Here is a 24,099-nt window from a genome sequence, read left to right as displayed (position 1 = left end):
ACGCGCCCGCGGTTCGCCCCCGTCGTGCGGAGATGCGCGCTCACGCCAGCACGCGCAGCGCGCCCGGCACCACCTCGACGTCGATGGGGAGCGGGGCGACGCGCTCGCCGTCGGCGTAGGCCACGACATCCGCCTCGATGCGCACGCGATTCGCCGGGTAGATCGCGACGCGCTTGTCGCGCACGTGGGTGCCCTTGAAGACCGAGGGGAAGAGCTTGAGGAAGCCGATGCGGGTCAGCGGCTGCACGACCGCGACATCCAGCACGCCGTCGTCGACCTGTGCGTCGGGGGTCAGCTTCATGCCGCCGCCGAGCGAGATCGCGTTGCCGACGGCGACGAGGCTCGCGGCGGTCTCGAGCGGGCGTCCGTCGATCTCGAGGCGGTAGCGGATCGGCTTCAGCTTGAGCAGCTCGATCAGCATCGCCAGGATGTATCGGCTCGCGCCCTTCGGGTGACGCATGTGGTTGGCGCGCTCGTTGACGATCGCATCGAAGCCGGCGCTGAGCATGCAGGCGAACCACTTCTCGGTCGCGGCGCCGGTCGTCGGGTCGGTGAAGCGCATCAGGGCGGCGTCGATCGTGCGCGGCGGGCGCTTCAGCGCGGCATCCAGGTGGCGGATGGCGGCCTCGGTGTCGTCGTGCGGGATGCCGAGCCCGCGCGCCATGTCGTTGCCGGTGCCCGACGGCACGAGGCCCATCGGCACCTTCGTGCGGGCGAGCAGGTTCGCGGCGAGATTGACCATGCCGTCGCCGCCGACCACCACGAAGGCATCGGGCTTCGAGCGGATCGCGCGCTGGGCCGAGGCGATCAGCTGCTCGAAGTCGGGCTCGGTGAGCGAGGTGACCTCGTGGCCGGAGGCGCGGAGCGTCCCCACGAGGGCGGGGCCCACGGTCGATTTGGCGCCGAACGAGGCACTGGGGTTGATGGCGACGACGACGCGTCGCGGACGGTCGTCGTCGCGCGGCATGCCTCGCATCATGGCAGAACGCCGCGTCCGCTCCGAGTCGGCGCGCTCCCCCAGTGCGGGGCGCGCGGGCGCACTTAGGCTCGACGCGTGGCTGAGGTGCGGCACGGACTGCGGCGGGAGATCGTCGACGAGGATGCGCGCGACCGCCTCCTCGCTGCGCACACCCGGCTCGGTCTCGACGGGCTGCTCGGGGCCGCCCGCCGCGCGACCGGATGGGCCGCACGTCTGGGCCTGCGCCGTGACCCGGCCGTACCACGAACGCGCCGCATGACGCGCATCCGCTCGACCGCGCCGGCCGCGACGCACACCCTCCGCTGGCACCGGCTCGACGACTGGAGTCAGCGCTGGTGGCCGCAGGGCATCGAGGTCATCCGCCGAGACGGGCGCCGCGTGCTGCTCGTCAGCTGGTACGCGCAGAAGCGGCGCGGCGCGAGCCAGGGATCGCGGCTCAGCATCGTCGACCTGGATGTGCGGCGCCCCCGCTACTGGAATGTGCTGCTCGTGAACGCGGTCACCGACGACGCGGCGTCGGGTGGCGTGCGCTTCGAGCCCGTCGAGGTGCACGCGGGCGGCATCGCCGTGACGGGCGATCGACTGCTGGTCGCGGCCGCGAGCGGCGGGCTGCGCGAGTTCCGGCTCGGCGATCTGCTTCTGCTCGGCGGATCGGGTCGTGCCCGAGCCGGCATCCCCTGGGCCGCCGGCCGGCTGCCGTTCGGCCACCGGATCGTGCTGCCGCAGCACCGCGCCTACTCCTCGCTCGGGGCGCGCGGCCGCCTGCGCTTCTCCTTCATCTCGCTCGAGAGCGGGAAGGCGGGCGGCACCGCGGACGTGGGCACCGGCACCGGCACCGGCACCGCCGGCGCCTACCTCGTCGCCGGCGAGTTCAGCTCGACCCCCGCGGGCGGTCGGCTGCTGCGCATCCCGCTCGACGCCGACGCCCTGCTCGACGGCTGCGGCGCCGACGACGAGCCGGACCGCATCCCGATCGACGACGTGCACCAGCCGGGACTCCGCGGACTGCAGGGCGCGGTCGTCGTCGACGGCACCTGGTTCCTCACCTCGACGAACGGCGACCGCCGCGACGGCGACCTCTGGGTCGGCGGGGTCGGCGACAGCGCGATCGGCACCGGCGCACCGCCCGCGTCGGCTGCGGCCGCCCCCAGCGTCGCCCACGACGACCGCGCCGCCGAGCTCGAGATCGTCGGCGGCTTCGTCCGCCACCGCGAGGTGCTGCCCTCCGGCCCCGAGGACATCGCCGTCGACCCCGACCGCCGCCGCCTCTGGACCCATAGCGAGTGGCCCGGCCGCCGCCGCGTCGTCGCGCTCGACCTGCGGCGCTGGACCCGGTCCTGAGCCCGCGGCGGGCCGCGCCATCCTGAGCACGCACCCGGCGCACCGCATCCGCGTCGCCGGTGCGCGCTAGCGTCGGCGGCATGAAGCTGACGAAGTACGAGCACGCCTGCCTGGTGCTGGAGAAGAGCGACGAGAAGCTCGTCATCGATCCGGGTTCGTTCACCACTCCGCTGTTCGACCTCACGAAGGTCGCCGGCATCGTCATCACCCACGAGCACGCCGACCACTGGACGCAGCAGCAGGTCGAGCGCGTCCTCGAGCTCAACGAGGGCATCCCCGTCTACTCGACCGCTGCCGTCGCCGCCGCCGCGACCGGGTTCGACGTCACCGTCGCCGTGCCGGGCGAGACCGTCGAGGTGGGTCCGTTCACGCTGAAGTTCGAGGGCGGGCGCCACGCGATCATCCACTCCTCGATCCCGCAGATCGACAACGTCGCGGTGCTCGTCGACGGCACCCTGTTCCACCCGGGCGACTCGTTCACGATCCCCGAGGAGCCGGTGGAGGTTCTCGCGGTGCCGTCGAGCGCGCCCTGGCTGAAGGCGGCCGAGTTCATGGACTACGTGCTCGCGGTCAAGCCGAAGCGCACCTTCCCCATCCACGAGATGATCAACTCGCAGGCCGGCAAGGCGATGGCCGAGACCCGCATCGCCGACATGGTCGCGCAGGTCGGCGGCGAGGGCTTCGTGTTGCAGCCCGGTGAGTCGATCGAGCTCTGATCCGGAGCCGGCGCCGGGGCCGCCGGCGAGGCTGCCTGCAGGGCCGCCCCTCGAAAGGGGCGCGCTCGAACTGGGACTGAGATTTCCCGCGCGCGAGGCGCAGGGTGGGCACCGTGAGCACACTCGACACCTCGGCCGTATCCCTCGTGGATGCCGTCGTCGCGTCCGTGCTCGAGCCCTCGGCTCCGGACTCCGAGCCGGCGCCGGTGTCGGCTCTGCGTCACGCGAACGGCGGCGCCGCCGGCGTGATCCTCGCGGACGACGCCGACGAGCCCGTCGCCGACCGGGCTTCCGCCCGCGGCGGACTGCCGCCGGTCGTCTTCGCGACCCTCTCGCTCGGTCTCGGCTCGATCGCCGCCGTGCTCTCGGCGATGCAGGGGACGATGGTCATCGCCGCCGGAGCCGGACTCGTCGGCATCATCGCCGGGCTCATCGTGCTCTCCCGCCGACGCGGTCGCGGCGAGGCGGTCGCGCTCTTCGGGGCCACGCTCTCCTTCTCGGCGGTCTCACTAGCGCTGATCTTCGGCTACACCTCGGCCCCGATCGCGTCCGACTCGGCACTGGCCGGCACCGCAGCGGCCGCGTCGGTCACCGACGACGCCGCGGCGGCGCAGCCCGTCGCCTCCCCCGCTTTCGGCCACACCGTGCACGTCGGCGGCTTCGACGTGACGGTCTCGACGCCCGGCGACTTCGAGCCCACGCGGCGCGCGACCGGCGACGACCAGGATGCCCAGCGCGTCATGACCGTCACCGTCACCAACACCGGCTCGAAGACGGCCGACCTCGATCTGCTCTTCTCCGCCTCGGCGAACGGCGTCGCCGCGACCCCGATCCTCGACCGCCGCGCCGGGATCGACGCCGGCCACACCGGCGAGCTCGAGGCCGGCGACAGCGCGACCTTCCTGCTCGCCTACTCGACCGACGCACCCGACCAGCTGAAGGTGCACGTCGCCTCCGGCTTCTCGTCGGCGACGATCGGCTGAGCTAGCGCGAGCGCCGATCGCGCAGCGCCGCGATCACGATCTGCACCGCCGAGAAGGCGATGAGCAGCGCGAAGAGGATGTTGGCCACCAACGGCGACAGTCCGAACGCGAGAGCGACGCCGCCGAACGACGAGGCGACCGCCGCGACGCCGAGCACCAGCCCCTCGGCCGGGCGGACGAGGTGGGCCCGCACGTTCGCGATCGTGCCCGAGAGCGCGGTGAGGATCATCGCGGCGAGCGAGGTGCCCTTCGCGAGCAGGTCGTTCGCCCCGAACACGGCGATCAGCACGGGTACGACGAGGATGCCGCCGCCGATGCCGAACAGCCCCGACGCGATCCCCATCACGAGTCCCAGCGCGACCAGCCCGATGACGCTCGGCGGCGTGATCGCGAACTCGCCGCCGCGCGACGGCACCTCGATCAGAGTGCGCACGGCGACGACCACGAGCAGGGCGACGAAGAGCCAGCGCAGCCAGCCGAGCGGCAGGCGGCGCAGCAGCCGCGATCCGATCTGCGCGCCGACGATGCCGCCGACGCCGATGATCGCCGCGGCGAGCAGCTGCACCTGGCCACCCGCGGCGTAGCTCGCGGTTCCGGCGATCGCGGTCGGCACGATCGCGGCGAGCGAGGTCGCGGCGGCGCGGCGGTGGTCGAAGCCGACGATCGTGGTGAGCAGCGGCACCATGATGATGCCGCCGCCGACGCCGAACAGTCCCGAGAGGAAGCCGCCGATCAGCCCGACGACGAGCAGGCCGATCCAGTGGCGCACGGGCGAGACGGCGGGGGCGAGGGAGGCTGGCGTGTCGGGCATCCTCGCTAGCCTGTCAGACCGTGGGCTACCTGCGGATCGGCGACGACGACCTCTACGAGGAGGTCGCGGGATCCGGCGACCCGCTGCTCCTGCTGCACGGCGGTTTCTGCTCGCTCGAGCACCTGCGCGCGCAGGGCGAGGCGCTCGTCGCCGACGGATATCGCGTGCACGCCTACGAGCGCCCGGGCCACGGTCGCACGGCGGATGTCGAGGGCCGCTACTCCTACGACGTCGCACTGGCCTCGCTGATCGGCTACCTCGACGCGCACGGCCTCGAGCGGATGGATGTCGTCGGCTTCAGCGACGGCGCCATCCTCGGTCTGCTGCTCGCGCGCGAGCAGCCCGACCGGGTGCGCTCGCTCGTCGCGATGAGTGCGAACCTCGACTACTCCGGTTTCAGCTTCGCGGTGGATGCGCCGGACGCCCCGGCGGGGGCGCGGGTGCTGACGGAGCTCCGAGCCGCCGATGCGGCCGATGCCGCCGATACCGCCGCATCCGCCGCGCCGAAGCCCGACCTCGAGCGGATGCACTACGACCGGCTCTCCCCCGACGGCCCCGCGCACGGCGACGCCGTCATGGCGAAGCTCGTCGAGCTCTGGACCGAGCAGCCGCGCATCGACACGGCCTCGCTCGCCGCGATCACGGCGCGCACGCTCATCCTCTCGGCCGACCGCGACTCGGTGCGGGTCGATCACAGTCTGCTCATCGCGGCGTCGATCCCAGATGCGCAGCTCGCGATCGTGCCCGGGTCGAGTCATGACCTCGTCGCCGACCGGCCCGCGCTGGTCGAGACGCTCATCCGGGAGTTCCTGGCCGGCAGCTGACGCCGCGCACGCGTCGCGACCGCGACCTCAAGCGCGCGTGCGCCGCAGCAGCCAGACGAAGTACGGCGCCCCGATCAGCGCGATCACGAGCCCCGCGGGGATCTGCGACGGCGCGATCACGGTGCGCCCGAGCGTGTCGGCGAGACACACGAGCAGGGCCCCGAACAGCAGCGACACGGGGATGATGCGCCCGTGCCGCGCGCCGACGAGCGCCCGAGCGAGGTGCGGGGCCACGAGCCCGACGAAGCCGACGACGCCGACCGCGACGACGCTGAGCGTCGCCAGCAGTGCCGCGACCGTGAGCAGCAGCAATCGTGTGCGCCCGACCTGCACGCCCATGAGTCGCGGAGTGTCGTCATCGATCGCGACCAGATCCAGTCGGCGGCGCAGGCCGAACACGAGCGGGATCGCGAGCACCAGCCCGATCGCGATCGGCAGCACGTCGACGAACTCGCGCCCGTAGGTGGTGCCCGACAGCCAGGTGAGGATGCGCGGCGTGTTCCACGGGTCGGATCGCAGCAGCAGGAACGTCGTCAGCGCGCTCAGGCCGTAGCCGAACCCGATGCCGACGAGCACGAAGCGCTCGGGCTGCAGCCCGCCCCGCGCTGAGAGCAGCGCGACGGCGGCGAAGGTCGCGAGGCCGATCACGACGGCGAAGAGCACGAGCAGCGGGCGGCTTCCGCCGAGCGCCGTCACCACGATGACCGCGCCGAGGCCCGCGCCCGCGCTGATGCCGAGCACTCCCGGTTCGGCCAGCGGGTTGCGCACCGTGCTCTGCACGACGGTTCCGGCGAGCGCGAGTCCGGCGCCGGCGAGCAGCGCCGCGAGCACCCGCGGCACCCGCTCGTCGAGGGCGTGACCGATCAGGTCGGGCGCGACCCCCTGCAGCCAGAGCGCGACATCGCCGAGCTTGAGCCACAGGCTGCCGGCGAGCACGCCGAGCACGAGCGCGGCGACGGCCAGCACGATCGCCCCGACGAGGATCACGACGAAGCGCCGACGCGTGCGCGCCCGCAGCTTCGCTTGGGGCGGGGTGCGCGCGGCCGACGCGGCCCGGATGCGCAGCGCCAGCAGCACGATCACGACCGCGCCGAGAAGTGCCGTCGGCACACCCGTCGGCACCACCGTCGCGCCCTCGGATCCGAGAATCGCCCGCACCACCGCATCCGCCAGCAGGATCAGCAGGGCCCCGAGCAGACCCGACACCGGCAGGAACAGCACGTGCCGGTTGAGCGAGCGGATGCGCCCCGCGAGCAGGCGGGCCACGACCGGCGCCGCGAGCCCGACGAAGGCGATCGGGCCCGCGACCGTGACCGAGGTGCTGGTCAGCAGCACCGCGCCGACGACCGCGATCACCCGCGTCGAGCGCACCGGCACCCCGAGCGAGGCCGCCGCGTCATCGCCGAGCGTGAGCAGGTCGAGCCGGCGCGCGAGCAGGATGCCGACCGCGACGACCGCGACGATCAGCGGCACCGCACGCAGCGAGGCATCGAGGTTGAGCTGCGCGAGCGAGCCGCTCCCCCACGCGAACAGACCCGTCGTGCTCTCCTTGAACAGGATCAGCAGCACCGCGCTGGCGGCGTCCAGCGCCATCGCCATCGCCGAGCCGGCGAGGATGAGCCGGGTCGTCGCCGTCGCCGCGCCCGCCCCCGCGATCGACAGCACGAGCGCCGCTGCGAGCAGCCCGCCGATGAACGCGACCCCGCCCGACGCCCAGAGCGGGATGCTGATGCCGAACGCTGCGACGGCCGACACCGCGAAGTACGAGCCGGCCGTGACCGCGAGAGTGTCGGGCGAGGCGAGCGGGTTGCGCGTGACCGACTGCAGCAGCGCGCCCGCGACGCCGAGCGCGACGCCGACGGCGACACCCGCGAGCAGTCGAGGCAGGCGGGATCCGGTCAGCACGTCTTCGACCGGCACTCCGCCGACCGTCTCCTTCGCGCCGGTCGTCAGGCGCAGCAGGTCGAGCGGCCCGATGCCCGAGGTGCCCTGCGTCAGGTGCCAGGCGCCGACCACGACGACCGCGACCGCGAGCCCGATGAGCACGAACGCGCCGATCGAGCCTCCGCGGAGGCCGAGGCGGGGGCCGACGCTGGATGCGGCGATCACGGAGCCCGCCGCATCCGGACGCGCCGATGCGCCCTCCGACTCGGTGTCGGAAGGCGCATCGCGCTCGAAGGTCGAACTCACGTGGCGGTGATCACTCCGTGGTCAGGCGGGCCGCCGGCATCCACCCGCGGCCCCGGGCTCAGGAGCTGAGGGCTCAGGAACCGAGGATCGTGTCGACGTAGGCGTCGATCGCGAGCTGGTTCGACTTCGGACCGCCCGCGCCCCACACGCCGGCCGGGAACGCGTGGGCGCGTCCGTCCTTGACCGACGGCAGCGCCGTCCAGATCGGGCTCTTCTCGAGCTCGGGCACGTAGCTGCCCTCCTCCTGGTCGTTGGAGTAGAAGAGGTTCGCGTCGCCGACGGCCGTCAGTCCCTCGATGTCGGTCTGGCCGAGGCCGTAGGCCGGGTCGACGCCGCCGGAGCCGTAGGTCTTGTCGATGTCGTCGGTCCAGGCGCCCTCGAGGCCGAGCTGCTCTCCGAGCGCGGTGAACAGCGCGCCCTGGCCGTAGGGGCGGATGACGACGTTGCCGCCCTCGATCCAGCCGTCGAAGAAGAGGAACTTCTTGGTCGGCAGCGCCACGTCGGCGACCTTGGTCTTCGCCTCGGCGAGGTGCTCGTCGAACTGCTTCAGCACGGCATCCGCGCGCTCGGTGCGACCGGTGGCCTCGGCGATCGTCGAGAACACGTTCTTCATGTTGCCGATCGGGTCGCTCGTGTCGGATCCCTTGGTCACGAGCACCGGCACGTCGCGCTTGAGCAGGCGGGTGACCTTCTCGTCGTCGGCGCTGAAGGCCTCGACGATGATCAGGTCGGGCTTCTGCGCGTAGATCGCGTCGAGGTCGGGCTCCTCGCGAGTGCCGGCGCTCTTCACGCTCTTCGGCAGCGTCTCGGCCTTGACCCAGGTGCCGTAGCCCTCGGGGTCGGCGACGGCGACGGGCGTGACGCAGAGCGTCAGCGCATCCTCGATCTGCTGCCACTCGAGCACGGCGACGCGCTTCGCGGGGGCGTCGAGCTTCACGGTGCGGCCGACCACGTCGGTGATCGTCACCGGGTCGGTCGAGGTCGTCGTCGTGTCGGCCTTGCAGTCGGCGGAGGTCGGCTTCGCCGGGGCGTCGGAGCCCGCGTCGGCGACGGTCGTGGTTCCGCAGGCGCTGAGGGCGAGCGCGACGGCCGCGGCCGTGGCGGTCGCGGCGAGCAGGCGCAGTCGGGTCATGGGGTGGATCCTCTCGGGGTGGATGCGCGGCTCGGCCCGGCCTTCGCACGGGCGGATGCTGTTCCGCGTCGCGCAGGCTCGCGGCCGGCCGCGTCGCGCGGCCTCGCGCGGTGGCGTCCGGTCGTGCGGTGCAGGGTCGTACGCGCTCGGCCGACGGTGCGGCGCTCTGCTCCCGGCCCCGCTCGCGCAGCGCCGGTCAGGTAAGCCTTACCTTGCCTCGAACACCCTAGGTCGCGCGTCATCGTGTCGGCAACCCGGCGCATCCGACACCCGATCCACGTTTCCGGCCAGGCCTCTCGTTCCGCCCCAGATCGGGCCCCGACTCACTGGCGCGCGGCGAAGGCGCCGGGCGTCACGCCGATCACGCGACGGAACGCGGCGATGAAGGTGCTCGCCTGCGCGTACCCGAGCTCGTCGGAGACCGAGCGCACGTCGCCGCCCTCGGCGAGAAGCAGCAGCGCGTGATGCACGCGCCGCGTCTGCCGCCACTGCGCGAACGAGAGCCCCGTCGCGCCCCGGAACGCCCGCGTGATCGTCCGCTCGCTCGCGTCGAGCTGCGCAGCCCAGTCCTCCAGCCCGCGCGGATCGGCGGGATCGTCGAGCAACGCCGTCACGATCGGCGCGATGCGCGCGTCCTGCGGTACCGCCAGAGCGAGTGGATGCGCGGCCGGCTCGATCACGTCGAACACCACCGCCTCGGCGCGCGCTCGCGCCGCCGCATCGAGGTCGGGTCGCGCCAGATAGAGCAGCAGCGATTCGAGCACGGGCGTCATCTCGATCTCGGTCGCGCCGCTGGCGATGCTCCGCTCGCGCGGGTTTCCGACACCTGGGGTTGCGTCACCCTGGATCTCGTCGCGCGTGCGGTCATCGCCCAGCCGGCTCGCGACGTCGTCCGGCGTCGCGTCCACCTCGAAGAACGCGTCGAACAGCTCGCCGCCCGCGGTCAGCCGCCCGGCGTGCTCGACGCCCGCCGGCATCCACAGCCCGCGGCCTTCCGCGATCGTGAACACCCGATCGCCGACGCGCGAGGTCATCGTGCCGCCGCGCACCCACACGAGCTCATGCATCGAATGCGCGTGCGGCACCCACTCAAGCGGAACGTCGGCCACCTCGGATCCGGTGCGGATCACCCGTGGCGTCGCGTCGCCGCCCGGTGGATCGGCCGTCGCCGCCGTGAACGCCCGCACCTCGGTGCCCGGCTCCCGCGCCCACGATCCCCGGGCGCCGTCCGTCGTGGAGGATGCGGGAGCACGTCGCTCGGCTCGAGTGCGCGCCCGGGTCATGCGCCTGAGTGTAGAGCGGGCGAGGAGCGCGGCAGGACCGGCGGAATCGCTCCGGACAAGCAAAAAGCCCCGACGCTGTCGGGGCTGTGAAAAAAGAGCGGGGCTTCGAAAAGCTGGGGTACCTGGACTCGAACCAAGAACAACGGTACCAGAAACCGCCGTGTTGCCAATTACACCATACCCCAAGGCCGTTCCCGAAGGACCGGACCGAGGAATCACTCTACCCTACGCGCGAGCTCGCTCTGACCACTCGCCCACCGACGGCGTCGGCCCGGGCGCGTCTAGCATCCGCCCACCCCGTCAACCCCACCCGGCCGACCGGGCTCCGCGAGAGTACGCACTTTGCGGGCCGACACGCAGGCCGGCGCGAGCAAAGCACGTACTCTCGCGGAGAAGAACAGCCGCTAGAGCAGGCTCTTCGTGTGCCAGACCGTCTTGGTCTCGGTGAACTGGCGGATGCGCTCCAGCGACGGCGCCGCCGCATCCGGGCCCTGCTCGGGCCAGGAGACGCGCGTCACGCTCTCGGCGGCCGCCTGCTCGAGCGCGACCCAGTCGAGGTCGCCCGCGCCGACGAGGTCCAGTGCGTCCACGTCCTGGTGGGATGCGAGCCAGGGCGCGATCTCGGCCGGCGAGCCGGTGAGCACGTTGACGACACCGCCGGGCAGGTCGCTCGTCGCGAGCACCTCAGCGAGGCTGATCGACGACAGCGGGAACCGCTCGCTCGCCACCACGACGACCGCGTTGCCGGTCACGAGAGCTGGGGCGATCGCACTGACCAGGCCGAGCAGCGAGCTGTCCTGCGGCGCGACGATCGCGACGACGCCCGTCGGCTCCGGCACCGAGATGTTGAAGTAGGGGCCGGCGACCGGGTTGGCGTTGCCGGCGACCTGGGCGAACTTGTCCGTCCAGCCCGCGTACCAGACCCAGCGATCGATGGCCTCGTCGACCTGCGCGGTCGCGGCGGCGCGCGAGACGCCCTCCTGCTGCACTATCTCGTCGACGAACTGCGCGTGACGGCCCTCGAGCACCTCGGCCACCCGGTAGAGCACCTGGCCGCGGTTGTAGGCGGTCGCGCCCGCCCAGCCGCTGACGGCGCCGCGGGCGGCGATGACCGCATCCCGGGCGTCCTTGCGCGAGGCGAGCGCGGCGTTCGCGAGGAACTCCCCCGCGGGCGTGCGCACCTCGACGGTGCGTCCCGACTCGCTGCGCGGGAACTTGCCGCCCAGGTAGAGCTTGTACGTCTTGGGCACGGCGAGGCGGGTCACTTGGCGGCCTTCCGGGTCGAGGTCTTCGCGGGCTTGGCAGCGGCGGCTTTGGCAGCCGGCGACTTGGATGCGGCGGGCTTGGTCACGGCCTTCGCGACACGCTGGGCGACCGACGCGGCGGCACCGGCCGCACCCGCAGCAGCGCCCGCACCGCCCGAGGCCGATGCGCCGAGCGCCCCCTGCGCACGCGCCGGAGCCGGCGCGTCCGCCGCCTGCAGGTAGGCGCCGATGCCCTGGCGTCCGCCCTCGCGGCCGTAGCCCGACTCCTTGTAGCCGCCGAACGGCGACGCGGGATCGAAGGTGTTGAAGGTGTTCGACCAGATGACGCCGGCCTTGAGCTTGTCGGCGAGGGCGAGCGTGCGCGATCCCTTCTCGCTCCAGATGCCGGCCGAGAGGCCGTAGGGCGAGTTGTTCGCCTTCGCGACCGCCTCGGCGGGGGTGCGGAAGGTCAGCACCGACAGCACCGGTCCGAAGATCTCGTCGCGCGCGACCGTGTTCGAGGTCGCGACGTTCGTGAGGATCGTCGGGCGGAACCAGAAACCCTCGCTCGGCAGCTCGCACTCGGGGCTCCACGCCTCGGCGCCCTCGGCGATGCCCGCCTCGGTCAGCGCGGTGATGCGCTGCAGCTGCTCGGCCGAGTTGATCGCGCCGATGTCGGTGTTCTTGTCGAGCGGGTCGCCCACGCGCAGGGTGCGCATGCGCTGTTTGAGCCGGTCGATGAACTCGTCGTGGATGCTCTCCTGCACCAGCAGACGGCTGCCGGCGCAGCAGACCTGACCCTGGTTGAAGAAGATGCCCTTCACGACGCCCTCGACGGCCTGCTCGATCGGGGCGTCGTCGAACACGAGGTTCGCGCCCTTGCCGCCGAGTTCGAGCGTGAGCTTCTTGCCCTGCCCAGCGATCGTCTGCGCGATGCGCTTGCCGACCGCGGTCGAGCCGGTGAAGGCGACCTTGTCGACGCCGGGGTGCGCCACGAGCGTCGCGCCCGTCTCGCCGGCACCGGTCACGATGTTGACCACGCCGGCGGGCAGGTCGGCCTGCTGCAGGATCTCGGCGAACACGAGCGCCGTCAGCGGCGTCGTCTCGGCCGGCTTCAGCACGACCGTGTTGCCGGCCGCGAGCGCCGGCGCGATCTTCCACGCGAGCATCATCAGCGGGAAGTTCCACGGGATGACCTGCGCCGCCACACCCAGCGCGCGCGGCGCCGGGCCGAGGCCGGCGTAGTCGAGCTTGTCGGCCCATCCGGCGTAGTAGAAGAACCAGGCCGCGACGGTCGGGATGTCGAAGTCGCGCGTCTCCTTGATCGGCTTGCCGTTGTCGAGGCTCTCGGCCACGGCGAGCTCGCGGGCGCGCTCCTGAACGAGTCGCGCGATGCGGAACAGGTACTTGCCGCGGTCACGGCCGCTGAGGCGCGACCAAGTGGTGTCGTAGGCGCGGCGGGCGGCCGCGACCGCACGGTCGATGTCGGCCGCATCCGCCGTGGAGACCGTCGCGATCCGCTGGCCCGTCGAGGGCGCGATCGTGTCGAAGGGAGCGCCGTTGCCGTCGACGAACTCGCCGTCGATGAAGAGGCCATAGGCGTCTTTCAGCTTGAGAACCGACGTCGACTCCGGCGCCGGTGCGTACTCCAGAAAGCTCATTGTCCGTATCTCCGCAGTTCTCAGTCGATCGTCACGTAGTTCGGGCCGCTGTACCGGCCGGACGCGAGCTTCTGCCGCTGCAGCAGCACGTCGTTGAGCAGCGACGAGGCGCCGTAGCGGAACAGGTGCGGCACGAGCCACTCCTCGCCCAGCGTCTCGGCGACCGTCACGAGGTACTTGATCGCGTCCTTGGAGGTGCGGATGCCGCCGGCCGGCTTCACGCCGATCTTCTCGCCCGTCCAGCGGTGCCAGTCGCGCACGACCTCGAGCATGAGCAGCGTGACCGGCAGCGTCGCCGCCGGGCTGACCTTGCCGGTCGAGGTCTTGATGAAGTCGCCGCCGGCGAGGATCGCCAGCACCGAGGCGCGGCGCACGTTGTCGTAGGTGTTCAGCTCGCCGGTCTCGAGGATCACCTTGAGGTGGGCGTACCTGCCGTCCGTCTTGCGGCAGGCGTCCTTGACCGCGACGATCTCGTCGAAGACCTGGCCCCAGCGCCCCGAGAGGAAGGCGCCGCGGTCGATGACCATGTCGATCTCGTCCGCGCCGGCGGCCACCGCATCCCGGGTGTCGGCGAGCTTGACCGCGCGGGAGGCGCGTCCGCTCGGGAACGCCGTCGCAACCGCGGCCACGCTCACGAGCCCCTGGTCGGGGTCGCCGTGGGCAGCGCCGAGCGCCTCGACCGCGTGCGGCACCATGTCGCCGTACACGCAGACCGCCGCGACGCGCGGCGTCGCCAGGTCGGTCGCGTCGGGCACGAGCGCCTTCGCGACGAGCGAGCGCACCTTGCCGGGGGTGTCGGCGCCCTCGAGGGTCGTCAGGTCGATGAGCTCGATGATGCGGTCGAGCGCCCACTTCTTCGAGCTGGTCTTGATCGAGCGGGTGCCGAGGCCGGCCGCCCGCTGCTCGAGGCCCACCGCATCCACTCCGGGCAGGCCGTCGAGGTAGCCCTTGAGGGCCGATTCGCTCACGTCGCCGCCGAGGATGTCGACCGCGCGCTGCGCGGGGGCGACGGCTCGCTCCATGGTCATTCCAGTCGTCCTCTCTGCCCGGCGCGCGACAGCGCGACGCACGGGGTTCCAGGATGTCACGACCGGGCCCTCCGGTCAGCGTCGTCCTGCGCCGTCCGACGACACAGGGCCGCGTCACCGCGGCGTCGGGCGCGGGATCCGTGCGTGGCACCCGGTAGATTCGTGCGGGTGAGTCACCCCGAGCCCCGCCGTGTTCTCGGCTGGCCGGTTCGCACCGTGGTGATCACCGCCGCGATCGCCGTCGTCGTGCTCGTCGTCGCGATCGTCGCGGCGCGCTGGTGGCGCGGAACCGCGGTCGGCACCGACTTCCTCGCGGCGTACCCCGGCGAGGTACCGCCGGCGGCCGGCACGCCGATCGGCTTCCCCGCCTGGCTCAACTGGTCGCACGCGCTCAACTCGTTCTTCCTCCTCTTCATCGTCGCGTCGGGACTGCGCATCCGCTCGAAGCAGCGCCCGCCCGCGTTCTTCACCCGCGACCCCGAGCGCTTCCCGAACCTCAAGGGCAAGCCGACCCGGCTCAGCATCCACACGTGGTGGCATCTGGTCGTCGACTCGCTGTTCGTGCTGAACGGCGTCGTCTTCGTCGTGCTGCTCTTCGCGACGGGCCAGTGGATGCGCATCGTCCCGCTCAGCTGGGACGTGCTGCCGAACGCGGTGTCGGCCGGCGTGCAGTACCTCTCGCTCGAGTGGCCCGTGCACCACGGCTGGACGAACTACAACGGACTGCAGCAGCTCAGCTACTTCGCGACCGTGTTCCTCGCAGCGCCCCTCGCGCTGCTGACCGGCCTGCGGCTCTCCCCCGGCTGGCCGGCCTCCTGGAAGCGCCCCAGCGGGTTCCTCGGCGACCTGTTCGCCCGTCGCGTCCACGCCCTGGTGCTCTGGTACTTCGTGGTCTTCACGATCGTGCACGTGGGCTTGGTGCTCACGACGGGCGCCCTGCGCAACCTCAACACGATGTACGCCGCACGGGATGCGACGGATGCGGTCGGACTGATCGTCTTCGTGGTCTCGCTGCTGCTCGCGGTCGGCGCCTGGTTCCTCTTCGGGCCGGGACGCGTCATCGCCCTGGCGAAGCGCGCCGGCAACGTGCGCGAGATGCCGGCCCCCAAGAAGCCGTAACGCGCTCTGCGGATCCGGCCCCAGCGGCGCTCAGGGCAGCTGCCACACGAATAGCGACTTCTGCGAGACCGAGCTCCGGACCGCAGAACACCCGTCGGTCACCGCCGCCGGCGCGCTCCAGTCGTCCCCTGACGGCATGGCGGAAGGTCTGGCTCACTCGGATACGGGCGCCGGAACAGCAGCCGCCGAAGCCAGTAGATGAGAGCTAGCGCGGCGACGACCAACGGGATGGCGACGGGCCAGGCGGTCGAGAACCCCACGAGCAGCGCGAGCGCTTCGAAACCGATGAGGGATGCCGCGCCGAGAAAGACACCGGCCGACAGCGTGTGCGCTCGCCACCAGGTGGCGCGGACCAGTCGACGCGTCCAGACCATGACGACGCTCATCGAACCAGGCTACGGGCCGCCTCGACGGCGCGTTAAACAAAAGAAGCCCACCCGTGAAAACGGGTGGGCTTCTCTCGAAAGAAGTCCGGCGGTGTCCTACTCTCCCACGAGGTCCCCCTCGCAGTACCATCGGCGCAGAAGGTCTTAGCTTCCGGGTTCGGAATGTAACCGGGCGTTTCCCCTTCGCTATGGCCGCCGAAACACTATTGATTTAGCGTGTCTGCAGACCTGAAACGATGTTCAGGTGTGCGGTATCCCGACCGTAAATCGGGAACCACAAAGTGGACGCGAGCAACAAAACTTTTGTGTGTTGTCAAGTTATCGGCTTATTAGTACAGGTCAGCTGCATGGGTCTTTAGTCCCCACTTCCACATCCTGCCTATCAACCCAGTAGTCTAGCTGGGAGCCTCTCCCCCGAAGGGATGGAAATCTCATCTTGAAGCCGGCTTCCCGCTTAGATGCTTTCAGCGGTTATCCGTTCCGAACGTAGCTAATCAGCGGTGCTCCTGGCGGAACAACTGACACACCAGAGGTTCGTCCATCCCGGTCCTCTCGTACTAGGGATAGATCTTCTCAAATTTCCTACGCGCGCAGCGGATAGGGACCGAACTGTCTCACGACGTTCTAAACCCAGCTCGCGTACCGCTTTAATGGGCGAACAGCCCAACCCTTGGGACCTACTCCAGCCCCAGGATGCGACGAGCCGACATCGAGGTGCCAAACCATGCCGTCGATATGGACTCTTGGGCAAGATCAGCCTGTTATCCCCGAGGTACCTTTTATCCGTTGAGCGACAGCGCTTCCACAAGCCACTGCCGGATCACTAGTCCCGACTTTCGTCCCTGCTCGAGCCGTCACTCTCACAGTCAAGCTCCCTTGTGCACTTACACTCGACACCTGATTGCCAACCAGGTTGAGGGAACCTTTGGGCGCCTCCGTTACTTTTTGGGAGGCAACCGCCCCAGTTAAACTACCCACCAGGCACTGTCCCTGAACCGGATCACGGTTCGAAGTTAGATATCCAGAGTGACCAGAGTGGTATTTCAACAATGACTCCACGAACACTGGCGTGCCCGCTTCAAAGTCTCCCACCTATCCTACACAAGCCACACCGAACACCAATACCAAGCTGTAGTAAAGGTCACGGGGTCTTTCCGTCCTGCTGCGCGTAACGAGCATCTTTACTCGTAGTGCAATTTCGCCGAGTTCGCGGTTGAGACAGCTGGGAAGTCGTTACGCCATTCGTGCAGGTCGGAACTTACCCGACAAGGAATTTCGCTACCTTAGGATGGTTATAGTTACCACCGCCGTTTACTGGGGCTTAAATTCAGAGCTTCGTCGAAACTAACCCTTCCTCTTAACCTTCCAGCACCGGGCAGGCGTCAGTCCGTATACATCGTCTTGCGACTTCGCACGGACCTGTGTTTTTAGTAAACAGTCGCTTCCCACTGGTCTCTGCGGCCCTGCAGCGCTTCCCGGAGTAAATCCGTTCACGCCTTAGGCCCCCCTTCTCCCGAAGTTACGGGGGCATTTTGCCGAGTTCCTTAACCACGATTCTCTCGATCTCCTTGGTATTCTCTACCTGACCACCTGAGTCGGTTTGGGGTACGGGCAGCTAGAACCTCGCGTCGATGCTTTTCTTGGCAGCATAGGATCATCAGATCTTGCCCTTGCGGGCTCCCCTTCAGGTCTCAGCCTTATATGAGAGACGGATTTGCCTATCCCTCGGCCTACACCCTTGGCCTCGGACAACCATCGCCGAGGACTGACTACCTTCCTGCGTCACACCTGTTAATACGCTAGCCGCACCAGCATGGGGTCGAGCGTTAGGCCGGCAGCTTCACCCCGAAGGGATCCGTCAGCCGGATTAGGACTCTTAGCACCACTGGATTAGCTTGGGCGGTTCTTCGCCGGTACGGGAATATCAACCCGTTGTCCATCGACTACGCCTGTCGGCCTCGCCTTAGGTCCCGACTTACCCAGGGCAGATTAGCTTGACCCTGGAACCCTTGGTCTTTCGGAGGACGTGTTTCTCGCACGTCTTTCGCTACTCATGCCTGCATTCTCACTCGTGTGGCGTCCACGGCTGGATCACTCCGCCGCTTCACTCGCCACACGACGCTCTCCTACCAATCCGCACGGCTGGACCACGAAGGCCTACCAATAATGCGAATTCTACGACTTCGGTGGTGTGCTTGAGCCCCGTTACATTGTCGGCGCGGAATCACTTGACCAGTGAGCTATTACGCACTCTTTCAAGGGTGGCTGCTTCTAAGCCAACCTCCTGGTTGTCTCTGCAACTCCACATCCTTTCCCACTTAGCACACGCTTAGGGACCTTAGTCGGTAGTCTGGGTTGTTTCCCTCTCGACGATGAAGCTTATCCCCCACCGTCTCACTGCTGCGCTCTCACTTACCGGCATTCGGAGTTTGGCTGACGTCAGTAACCTTGTAGGGCCCATCGGCCATCCAGTAGCTCTACCTCCGGCAAGAAACACGCAACGCTGCACCTAAATGCATTTCGGAGAGAACCAGCTATCACGAAGTTTGATTGGCCTTTCACCCCTATCCACAGCTCATCCCCTCGGTTTTCAACCCAAGTGGGTTCGGTCCTCCACGACGTCTTACCGTCGCTTCAACCTGGCCATGGATAGATCACTTCGCTTCGGGTCTAGGGCATGCGACTCAAACGCTCTATTCGAACTCGCTTTCGCTACGGCTACCCCTCACGGGTTAACCTCGCCACATACCGCTAACTCGCAGGCTCATTCTTCAAAAGGCACGCTGTCACCCCTGCTAGGGAGGCTCCAACGGTTTGTAAGCAGACGGTTTCAGGTACTATTTCACTCCCCTCCCGGGGTACTTTTCACCTTTCCCTCACGGTACTTGTCCGCTATCGGTCATCTGGGAGTATTTAGGCTTACCAGGTGGTCCTGGCAGATTCACACGGGATTTCTCGGGCCCCGTGCTACTTGGGATACTCTCCATCGCTGCGCCACATTTCGACTACGGGACTGGCACCCTCTGTGGTCGGCCTTTCAAGACCGTTCGTCTATATCGCGCACGTCAATGTGAACTTCGGCAGAAGTTCGTGAAAGTCCCACAACCCCGACCATGCAACGCCTGCCGGCTATCACACATGATCGGTTTGGCCTGTTCCGGTTTCGCTCGCCACTACTAACGGAATCGCGGTTGCTTTCTCTTCCTGTGGGTACTGAGATGTTTCACTTCCCCACGTTCCCTCTACCCGCCCTATATATTCAGGCGGGAGTCACCAGGTCGCACAAGTACGCACTGGCGGGGTTTCCCCATTCGGACATCCTCGGATCAAAGTTCGCTTATCAACTCCCCGAGGCTTATCGCAGATTGCTACGTCCTTCTTCGGCTCCAGATGCCAAGGCATCCACCGTCTGCTCTTAGAAACTTGACTACATGAGTTTTGTTAGAATCGATCGGCAGCACCATAAAGATGCTGCAGATTGACCAATGATCTATAAAAATAGAATCATCTTGTAGATGAGATCTTTCGATCTCTATCTAAGATGCTCGCGTCCACTGTGTAGTTCTCAAATTACGGGCGGTACCCCCGCGTCCTGGTCACTGACCAGTCGGCAAGAGGTCCGCAAAGAGCCTCAGTCACCCGAGTCCCTCAGGACCCAACAGCGTGCACGCGCCGACTGCCCCGACCAGACCCTTTCCTTGCCTCACAAGTGAGGCCGTACTGAGATCCAGACGATCTATCCGACGCCTATGTCAATGTTCCACCCATGAGCTGACCACCGGACAACGTGTGTGTCCGAAGTGGCTCTGGAACCAGACGAGCTGGTCCAAATGCTCCTTAGAAAGGAGGTGATCCAGCCGCACCTTCCGGTACGGCTACCTTGTTACGACTTAGTCCTAATTACCGATCCCACCTTCGACGGCTCCCTCCACAAGGGTTGGGCCACCGGCTTCGGGTGTTACCGACTTTCATGACTTGACGGGCGGTGTGTACAAGGCCCGGGAACGTATTCACCGCAGCGTTGCTGATCTGCGATTACTAGCGACTCCGACTTCATGAGGTCGAGTTGCAGACCTCAATCCGAACTGAGACCGGCTTTTTGGGATTCGCTCCACCTTACGGTATTGCAGCCCTTTGTACCGGCCATTGTAGCATGCGTGAAGCCCAAGACATAAGGGGCATGATGATTTGACGTCATCCCCACCTTCCTCCGAGTTGACCCCGGCAGTCTCCTATGAGTTCCCACCATAACGTGCTGGCAACATAGAACGAGGGTTGCGCTCGTTGCGGGACTTAACCCAACATCTCACGACACGAGCTGACGACAACCATGCACCACCTGTATACGAGTGTCCAAAGAGTTGACTATTTCTAGCCCTTTCTCGTATATGTCAAGCCTTGGTAAGGTTCTTCGCGTTGCATCGAATTAATCCGCATGCTCCGCCGCTTGTGCGGGCCCCCGTCAATTCCTTTGAGTTTTAGCCTTGCGGCCGTACTCCCCAGGCGGGGCGCTTAATGCGTTAGCTGCGACACGGAAACCGTGGAATGGTCCCCACATCTAGCGCCCAACGTTTACGGCGTGGACTACCAGGGTATCTAATCCTGTTCGCTCCCCACGCTTTCGCTCCTCAGCGTCAGTAACGGCCCAGAGAACTGCCTTCGCCATCGGTGTTCCTCCTGATATCTGCGCATTCCACCGCTACACCAGGAATTCCATTCTCCCCTACCGCACTCTAGCTGGCCCGTACCCACTGCAGACCCGAGGTTGAGCCTCGGGATTTCACAGCAGACGCGACCAACCGCCTACGAGCTCTTTACGCCCAATAATTCCGGATAACGCTTGCACCCTACGTATTACCGCGGCTGCTGGCACGTAGTTAGCCGGTGCTTTTTCTGCAGGTACCGTCACTTTCGCTTCTTCCCTGCTAAAAGAGGTTTACAACCCGAAGGCCGTCGTCCCTCACGCGGCGTTGCTGCATCAGGCTTTCGCCCATTGTGCAATATTCCCCACTGCTGCCTCCCGTAGGAGTCTGGGCCGTGTCTCAGTCCCAGTGTGGCCGGTCACCCTCTCAGGCCGGCTACCCGTCGTAGGCTTGGTGAGCCGTTACCTCACCAACAACCTGATAGGCCGCGAGTCCATCCTTGACCAAAATTCTTTCCAACTCCTAGCCATGCGGCTGAAGCTCGTATCCGGTATTAGACGTCGTTTCCAACGCTTATCCCAGAGTCAAGGGCAGGTTACTCACGTGTTACTCACCCGTTCGCCACTGATCCAGAAGAGCAAGCTCCTCCTTCACCGTTCGACTTGCATGTGTTAAGCACGCCGCCAGCGTTCATCCTGAGCCAGGATCAAACTCTCCGTAAATGAATGACAGCCAGCCGACCGAAATCGACTGACAAATCTTTTGCCCGATCATCGCGGGAAAACGCGACAACCAGACGAGTTTGATCTGACTGAAAGGATCATCATACTGACAATCCGTCAATCCAAAGGAATCTCTCACCCCACGACCGAAATCGCGGAGCCGAGGTTATTTGGCATTTGACATAGTGCACGCTGTTGAGTTCTCAAGGATCGGATGCTCGAAGATCTCACCCTCGCGGGTTCGATCCAAGGCGATCGTCTACCAAGCCATCCCGGTGGGCAGCCGGCTTGCGGGGGTAAAGACCCTGCGAAGCACCGCGCGCTGATCAGGTCAGCGACTCGTCGGAGTGGCGAACCCCATCCAGTAGTTCAGATGGGGGCTTGTCGCTCTTGAGGCCAGGATCCGGGCGGCTGAGCCGCTCTCCGTGTCCCGCTCCTTTGGGCTGACGAGGGATTACTTTACGTACGTCGCGGGGCCGGCGCGAATCATCCGCGCATCCCGGGCGTGTCGCCCGGTTTTCCGGGATGGCGCCGAGCCAACGGCCCGCCGGCTACAGCGTCTGGCGGAAGCGTTCGAGGCGCGCGAGCGTCGACTCCTTGCCGAGGATCTCCATCGACTCGAAGAGCGGCGGGCTGATGCGGCGCCCGCTGACGGCGGTGCGCAGCGGGCCGAAGGCGACGCGCGGCTTGAGTCCGGCGCCTTCGATCAGGGCGACGCGCAGCGCCTCCTCGATCTCCACCCGCCCGAACGAGGTCAGCTGTTCGAGCGCCGCCGTCGACGACTCGAGCACGAGCTTCGCCTCGTCGGCGTTCTTGGGCAGCGCGTCGGGCGCGAACTCGATCTCGGCATCGGGCGTGAACAGGAACGCGAGCATGTCGCGCGACTCCCCCAGCACGATGATGCGCTCCTGGATGAGCGGCGCCGCCTCACGCAGGATCGCCTGCTGCGCGGCGGTCGGCGGGTTCTCGACGTAGCCGGCCAGGTACGGCGCGATCCGCGCCTCGAAATCGTCGGGCTGCAGCATCCGGATGTGGTCGCCGTTGATCGAGTCGGCCTTCTTCTGGTCGAAGCGGGCCGGGTTCGGGTTCACATCCCTGATGTCGAAGGCCTCGATGAACTCGGCCGTCGTGAACACGTCACGATCGGCCGCGATCGACCAGCCCAGCAGCGCCAGGTAGTTCAGCAGCCCCTCGGGGATGAACCCCCGATCGCGGTGGTGGAACAGGTTCGACTCGGGGTCGCGCTTCGAGAGCTTCTTCGATCCCTCGCCGTAGACGAGGGGCATGTGCGCGAAGCGCGGGATGAAGTCGGCCACCCCGATCTCGATCAGCGCCAGGTACAGCGCGATCTGCCGGGGCGTCGACGACATGATGTCCTCGCCGCGGAAGACGTGCGTGACGCCCATGAGCGCGTCATCCACCGGATTGACGAGCGTGTAGAGCGGGGCGCCGTTGGGCCGCACCACCACGAAGTCGGTGAAGCTGCCCGCCGGGAAGGTCACGTCGCCGCGGATCAGGTCCTCGTACGACAGGTCGCTGTCGGGCACCCGCAGGCGCAGACTCGGCTGCCGGCCCTCGGCTCGGAAGGCCGCGCGCTGCTCGTCGGTCAGATCGCGCTCGTGGTTGTCGTAGCCCTGACGCGGGTCGCGACCGGCGGCACGGTTGCGCGCCTCCATCTCCTCGGGGGTGACGAAGCTCTCGTAGACCTTGCCCGCATCCTTCAGCCGCTGGATCACGTCCTGGTAGATGTCGCCGCGCTGCGACTGGCGGTACGGGCCGTTCGGTCCGCCCTTCTCGACGCCCTCGTCCCAGTCGAGGCCGAGCCAGGTGAGCGCCTCGACCAGCTGCTCGTAGCTCTCCTCACTGTCGCGCGCCGCATCGGTGTCTTCGACGCGGAACACGAGCTTGCCGCCCGTGTGCCGGGCGTAGGCCCAGTTGAAGAGCGCCGTGCGCACCATTCCCACGTGCGGGGTGCCGGTGGGCGAGGGGCAGAAGCGGACCTTGACGTCAGGTCCGGTGGCGGTGGTGAAAGGCAGGGCTGACATCGAGGTCAAGGGTAGTGCGGGCGGGGGCTCAGTACTGCTCGACGTACTTGCCGTAGGCGAGATCGTCCGTCACGAACACGTAGCCGACGCCGGTGCCGAGCTCGAGCTGCAGAGCGAGGCGGTCCACGCGACCGCACTCGGGGAACTCGTCGTACTGCAGGAAGGCCGGGGTGCCGCCCACCTTCTCGGGCGCGATGCTGGACCAGACGTCATCGCCGACCCCGCCATCCGCTTCGGGCACGAAAGCCGGATCGAGCTGAGTCGCCAGCTTCGCGACCTCGACCTCGTCGTGCCGCGTCGGCCCGGTCCGCAGCGGCCTCGTCGGCACGACCGGCGAGCCGCCGGGCTGGATGACGACCGCGCTCTCGCCCTGCTCCGGGTCCCAGGTCGGCAGCCCGGGTGCGGCGCTCACGAACAGGTAGGCCGTGTGGCCGGCGCCGCCCGGCACCACATCGTCGTTCAGCGCGATCTGCGCGACGAAGGTCATCGGCGTGCCGAGTCGGCGGCTCGACGGCCACTGCGGGGCCGCGCGCCAGACCGGCTGCCCGCCCCGGCTGGTCGTGCTCGACGTCACGCGCCCGTCACGCCAGGTGATGTAGCCGGCGCGGCGCGGCAGGGAGGGGTGCACCGGCAGCGCGCGAGGACACGAAGCCGTGTGCGGCGCGAACGGGGCGGCGGGCACTCGCGACGGCCGCGAGTTGGGCGTCGGCATCGTGAGGTCGGGATCGTCTCCGGCCGGGTCATCGCTCGGCATGACGCTGGGCTGAGCGGAGGCGCCGTCGAGCACGAAGACACCCCAGCTCTCGGAATCGTCATCCGAGCCGGCGGAGGAGCATCCGCTCATCCCCACCATGACGGCGACGAGGGCCGCCACCGAGATCATGAGCCGATATCCGGTTCGCACGGGGCCAGGCTAGGTGCGACGACCGCCGGCGGGGACCCCCGCGTCCGGGGTACCGAGCGCGCAGGGCGCGGTCGGGTGGGGCGAGAGC

General features: G+C 67.9%; 16 protein-coding genes, 1 tRNA gene and 3 rRNA genes. 5 read left to right on the top strand and 15 right to left on the bottom strand.

Annotation, left to right across the window (positions count from 1 at the left end):
• Nucleotides 1–40 precede the first annotated feature (40 nt).
• On the bottom strand, nt 41–967 hold the full coding sequence (locus BJ979_RS07555; protein WP_179566718.1) for a diacylglycerol/lipid kinase family protein: 927 nt from the start codon (nt 965–967) through the stop codon (nt 41–43).
• Nucleotides 968–1,054: 87 nt separating this feature from the next.
• On the opposite strand from BJ979_RS07555, the gene BJ979_RS07550 reads away from it, so the two are divergent.
• The 3 genes from BJ979_RS07550 (at nt 1,055) to BJ979_RS07540 (ending at nt 4,019) form a co-directional block, all read left to right on the top strand.
• Complete coding sequence (locus tag BJ979_RS07550; protein ID WP_179566716.1) at nt 1,055–2,320, top strand: hypothetical protein; 1,266 nt, start codon at nt 1,055–1,057, stop codon at nt 2,318–2,320.
• 80 nt (nt 2,321–2,400) lie between these two features.
• Nucleotides 2,401–3,036 carry an MBL fold metallo-hydrolase gene (locus BJ979_RS07545; protein WP_179566714.1) on the top strand — a complete coding sequence of 212 codons (636 nt, stop codon included), beginning with the start codon at nt 2,401–2,403 and terminating at the stop codon, nt 3,034–3,036.
• A 113-nt stretch (nt 3,037–3,149) separates the two neighbouring features.
• Nucleotides 3,150–4,019 carry a hypothetical protein gene (locus BJ979_RS07540; RefSeq protein ID WP_179566712.1) on the top strand — a complete coding sequence of 290 codons (870 nt, stop codon included), beginning with the start codon at nt 3,150–3,152 and terminating at the stop codon, nt 4,017–4,019.
• Nucleotide 4,020: 1 nt separating this feature from the next.
• Here the strand turns inward: BJ979_RS07540 and BJ979_RS07535 are convergent, their stop codons facing one another.
• On the bottom strand, nt 4,021–4,830 hold the full coding sequence (locus BJ979_RS07535) for a sulfite exporter TauE/SafE family protein (protein ID WP_179566710.1): 810 nt from the start codon (nt 4,828–4,830) through the stop codon (nt 4,021–4,023).
• 20 nt (nt 4,831–4,850) lie between these two features.
• Between BJ979_RS07535 and BJ979_RS07530 the strand changes: the two genes are divergently transcribed.
• Nucleotides 4,851–5,654, top strand: coding sequence for an alpha/beta fold hydrolase (locus tag BJ979_RS07530; protein WP_343046633.1), 804 nt, complete (start codon nt 4,851–4,853; stop codon nt 5,652–5,654).
• Nucleotides 5,655–5,681: 27 nt separating this feature from the next.
• Here BJ979_RS07530 and BJ979_RS07525 read toward each other — a convergent pair whose 3' ends face one another.
• The 7 genes from BJ979_RS07525 to deoC all read right to left on the bottom strand — a co-directional run bounded on the left by BJ979_RS07525 (nt 5,682) and on the right by deoC (nt 14,192).
• A complete protein-coding gene (locus BJ979_RS07525; RefSeq protein ID WP_343046632.1) occupies nt 5,682–7,844 on the bottom strand; it encodes an iron ABC transporter permease in 2,163 nt (720 codons plus the stop codon).
• A 73-nt stretch (nt 7,845–7,917) separates the two neighbouring features.
• Entirely contained in the window at nt 7,918–8,976 is a 1,059-nt protein-coding gene (locus BJ979_RS07520; RefSeq protein WP_179566708.1) for an iron-siderophore ABC transporter substrate-binding protein, read from the bottom strand.
• Between the two features lie 323 nt (nt 8,977–9,299).
• Entirely contained in the window at nt 9,300–10,259 is a 960-nt protein-coding gene (locus tag BJ979_RS07515; RefSeq protein WP_179566706.1) for an AraC family transcriptional regulator, read from the bottom strand.
• Between the two features lie 113 nt (nt 10,260–10,372).
• Nucleotides 10,373–10,444, bottom strand: a tRNA-Gln gene (locus BJ979_RS07510).
• A gap of 219 nt (nt 10,445–10,663) precedes the next feature.
• A complete protein-coding gene (locus BJ979_RS07505; protein ID WP_179566704.1) occupies nt 10,664–11,524 on the bottom strand; it encodes an aldehyde dehydrogenase family protein in 861 nt (286 codons plus the stop codon).
• The gene (locus BJ979_RS07500) at nt 11,521–13,164 is read right to left on the bottom strand and encodes an aldehyde dehydrogenase family protein (RefSeq protein ID WP_246286722.1); all 1,644 of its coding nucleotides are present in this window, start codon (nt 13,162–13,164) and stop codon (nt 11,521–11,523) included. Before BJ979_RS07500 ends, BJ979_RS07505 begins: the two co-directional genes overlap by 4 nt.
• Nucleotides 13,165–13,184: 20 nt before the next feature.
• Nucleotides 13,185–14,192 carry a deoxyribose-phosphate aldolase gene (deoC, locus tag BJ979_RS07495; protein ID WP_179566702.1) on the bottom strand — a complete coding sequence of 336 codons (1,008 nt, stop codon included), beginning with the start codon at nt 14,190–14,192 and terminating at the stop codon, nt 13,185–13,187.
• Nucleotides 14,193–14,360: 168 nt separating this feature from the next.
• On the opposite strand from deoC, the gene BJ979_RS07490 reads away from it, so the two are divergent.
• A complete protein-coding gene (locus BJ979_RS07490) occupies nt 14,361–15,311 on the top strand; it encodes a cytochrome b/b6 domain-containing protein (protein WP_343046631.1) in 951 nt (316 codons plus the stop codon).
• A gap of 98 nt (nt 15,312–15,409) precedes the next feature.
• Here the strand turns inward: BJ979_RS07490 and BJ979_RS07485 are convergent, their stop codons facing one another.
• From BJ979_RS07485 to BJ979_RS07460, 6 genes are all read right to left on the bottom strand, one after another.
• Nucleotides 15,410–15,697 (bottom strand): hypothetical protein, encoded by a 288-nt coding sequence (locus BJ979_RS07485; protein ID WP_179566700.1) that lies wholly within the window; start codon nt 15,695–15,697, stop codon nt 15,410–15,412.
• Nucleotides 15,698–15,780: 83 nt separating this feature from the next.
• Nucleotides 15,781–15,897 (bottom strand): 5S ribosomal RNA (gene rrf / locus BJ979_RS07480).
• A gap of 109 nt (nt 15,898–16,006) precedes the next feature.
• Nucleotides 16,007–19,126 (bottom strand): 23S ribosomal RNA (locus tag BJ979_RS07475).
• A gap of 412 nt (nt 19,127–19,538) precedes the next feature.
• Nucleotides 19,539–21,062, bottom strand: a 16S ribosomal RNA gene (locus tag BJ979_RS07470).
• Together the 16S, 23S and 5S rRNA genes form the textbook arrangement of a ribosomal RNA operon.
• Before the next feature lie 551 nt (nt 21,063–21,613).
• Complete coding sequence (gene gltX, locus BJ979_RS07465) at nt 21,614–23,116, bottom strand: glutamate--tRNA ligase (protein ID WP_425502465.1); 1,503 nt, start codon at nt 23,114–23,116, stop codon at nt 21,614–21,616.
• A gap of 19 nt (nt 23,117–23,135) precedes the next feature.
• The gene (locus tag BJ979_RS07460; protein WP_179566696.1) at nt 23,136–24,011 is read right to left on the bottom strand and encodes a hypothetical protein; all 876 of its coding nucleotides are present in this window, start codon (nt 24,009–24,011) and stop codon (nt 23,136–23,138) included.
• Nucleotides 24,012–24,099 lie beyond the last annotated feature (88 nt).

The organism is Schumannella luteola, assembly GCF_013408685.1.
GTDB classification, from domain to species: domain Bacteria; phylum Actinomycetota; class Actinomycetes; order Actinomycetales; family Microbacteriaceae; genus Schumannella; species Schumannella luteola.
Note: the sequence above shows the minus strand (reverse complement) of the source record. Positions and strands in the feature narration are given on the sequence as shown.

Bases quoted from the DNA above. Each gene is read 5' to 3' on its own strand.
- BJ979_RS07500 (WP_246286722.1), bottom strand. From the start codon at position 13,164: ATGAGCTTTCTGGAGTACGCACCGGCGCCGGAGTCGACGTCGGTTCTC.
- BJ979_RS07515 (WP_179566706.1), bottom strand. From the start codon at position 10,259: ATGACCCGGGCGCGCACTCGAGCCGAGCGACGTGCTCCCGCATCCTCC.
- BJ979_RS07520 (WP_179566708.1), bottom strand. From the start codon at position 8,976: ATGACCCGACTGCGCCTGCTCGCCGCGACCGCCACGGCCGCGGCCGTC.
- BJ979_RS07485 (WP_179566700.1), bottom strand. From the start codon at position 15,697: ATGAGCGTCGTCATGGTCTGGACGCGTCGACTGGTCCGCGCCACCTGG.
- BJ979_RS07535 (WP_179566710.1), bottom strand. From the start codon at position 4,830: ATGCCCGACACGCCAGCCTCCCTCGCCCCCGCCGTCTCGCCCGTGCGC.
- BJ979_RS07545 (WP_179566714.1), top strand. From the start codon at position 2,401: ATGAAGCTGACGAAGTACGAGCACGCCTGCCTGGTGCTGGAGAAGAGC.
- BJ979_RS07555 (WP_179566718.1), bottom strand. From the start codon at position 967: ATGCCGCGCGACGACGACCGTCCGCGACGCGTCGTCGTCGCCATCAAC.
- deoC (WP_179566702.1), bottom strand. From the start codon at position 14,192: ATGACCATGGAGCGAGCCGTCGCCCCCGCGCAGCGCGCGGTCGACATC.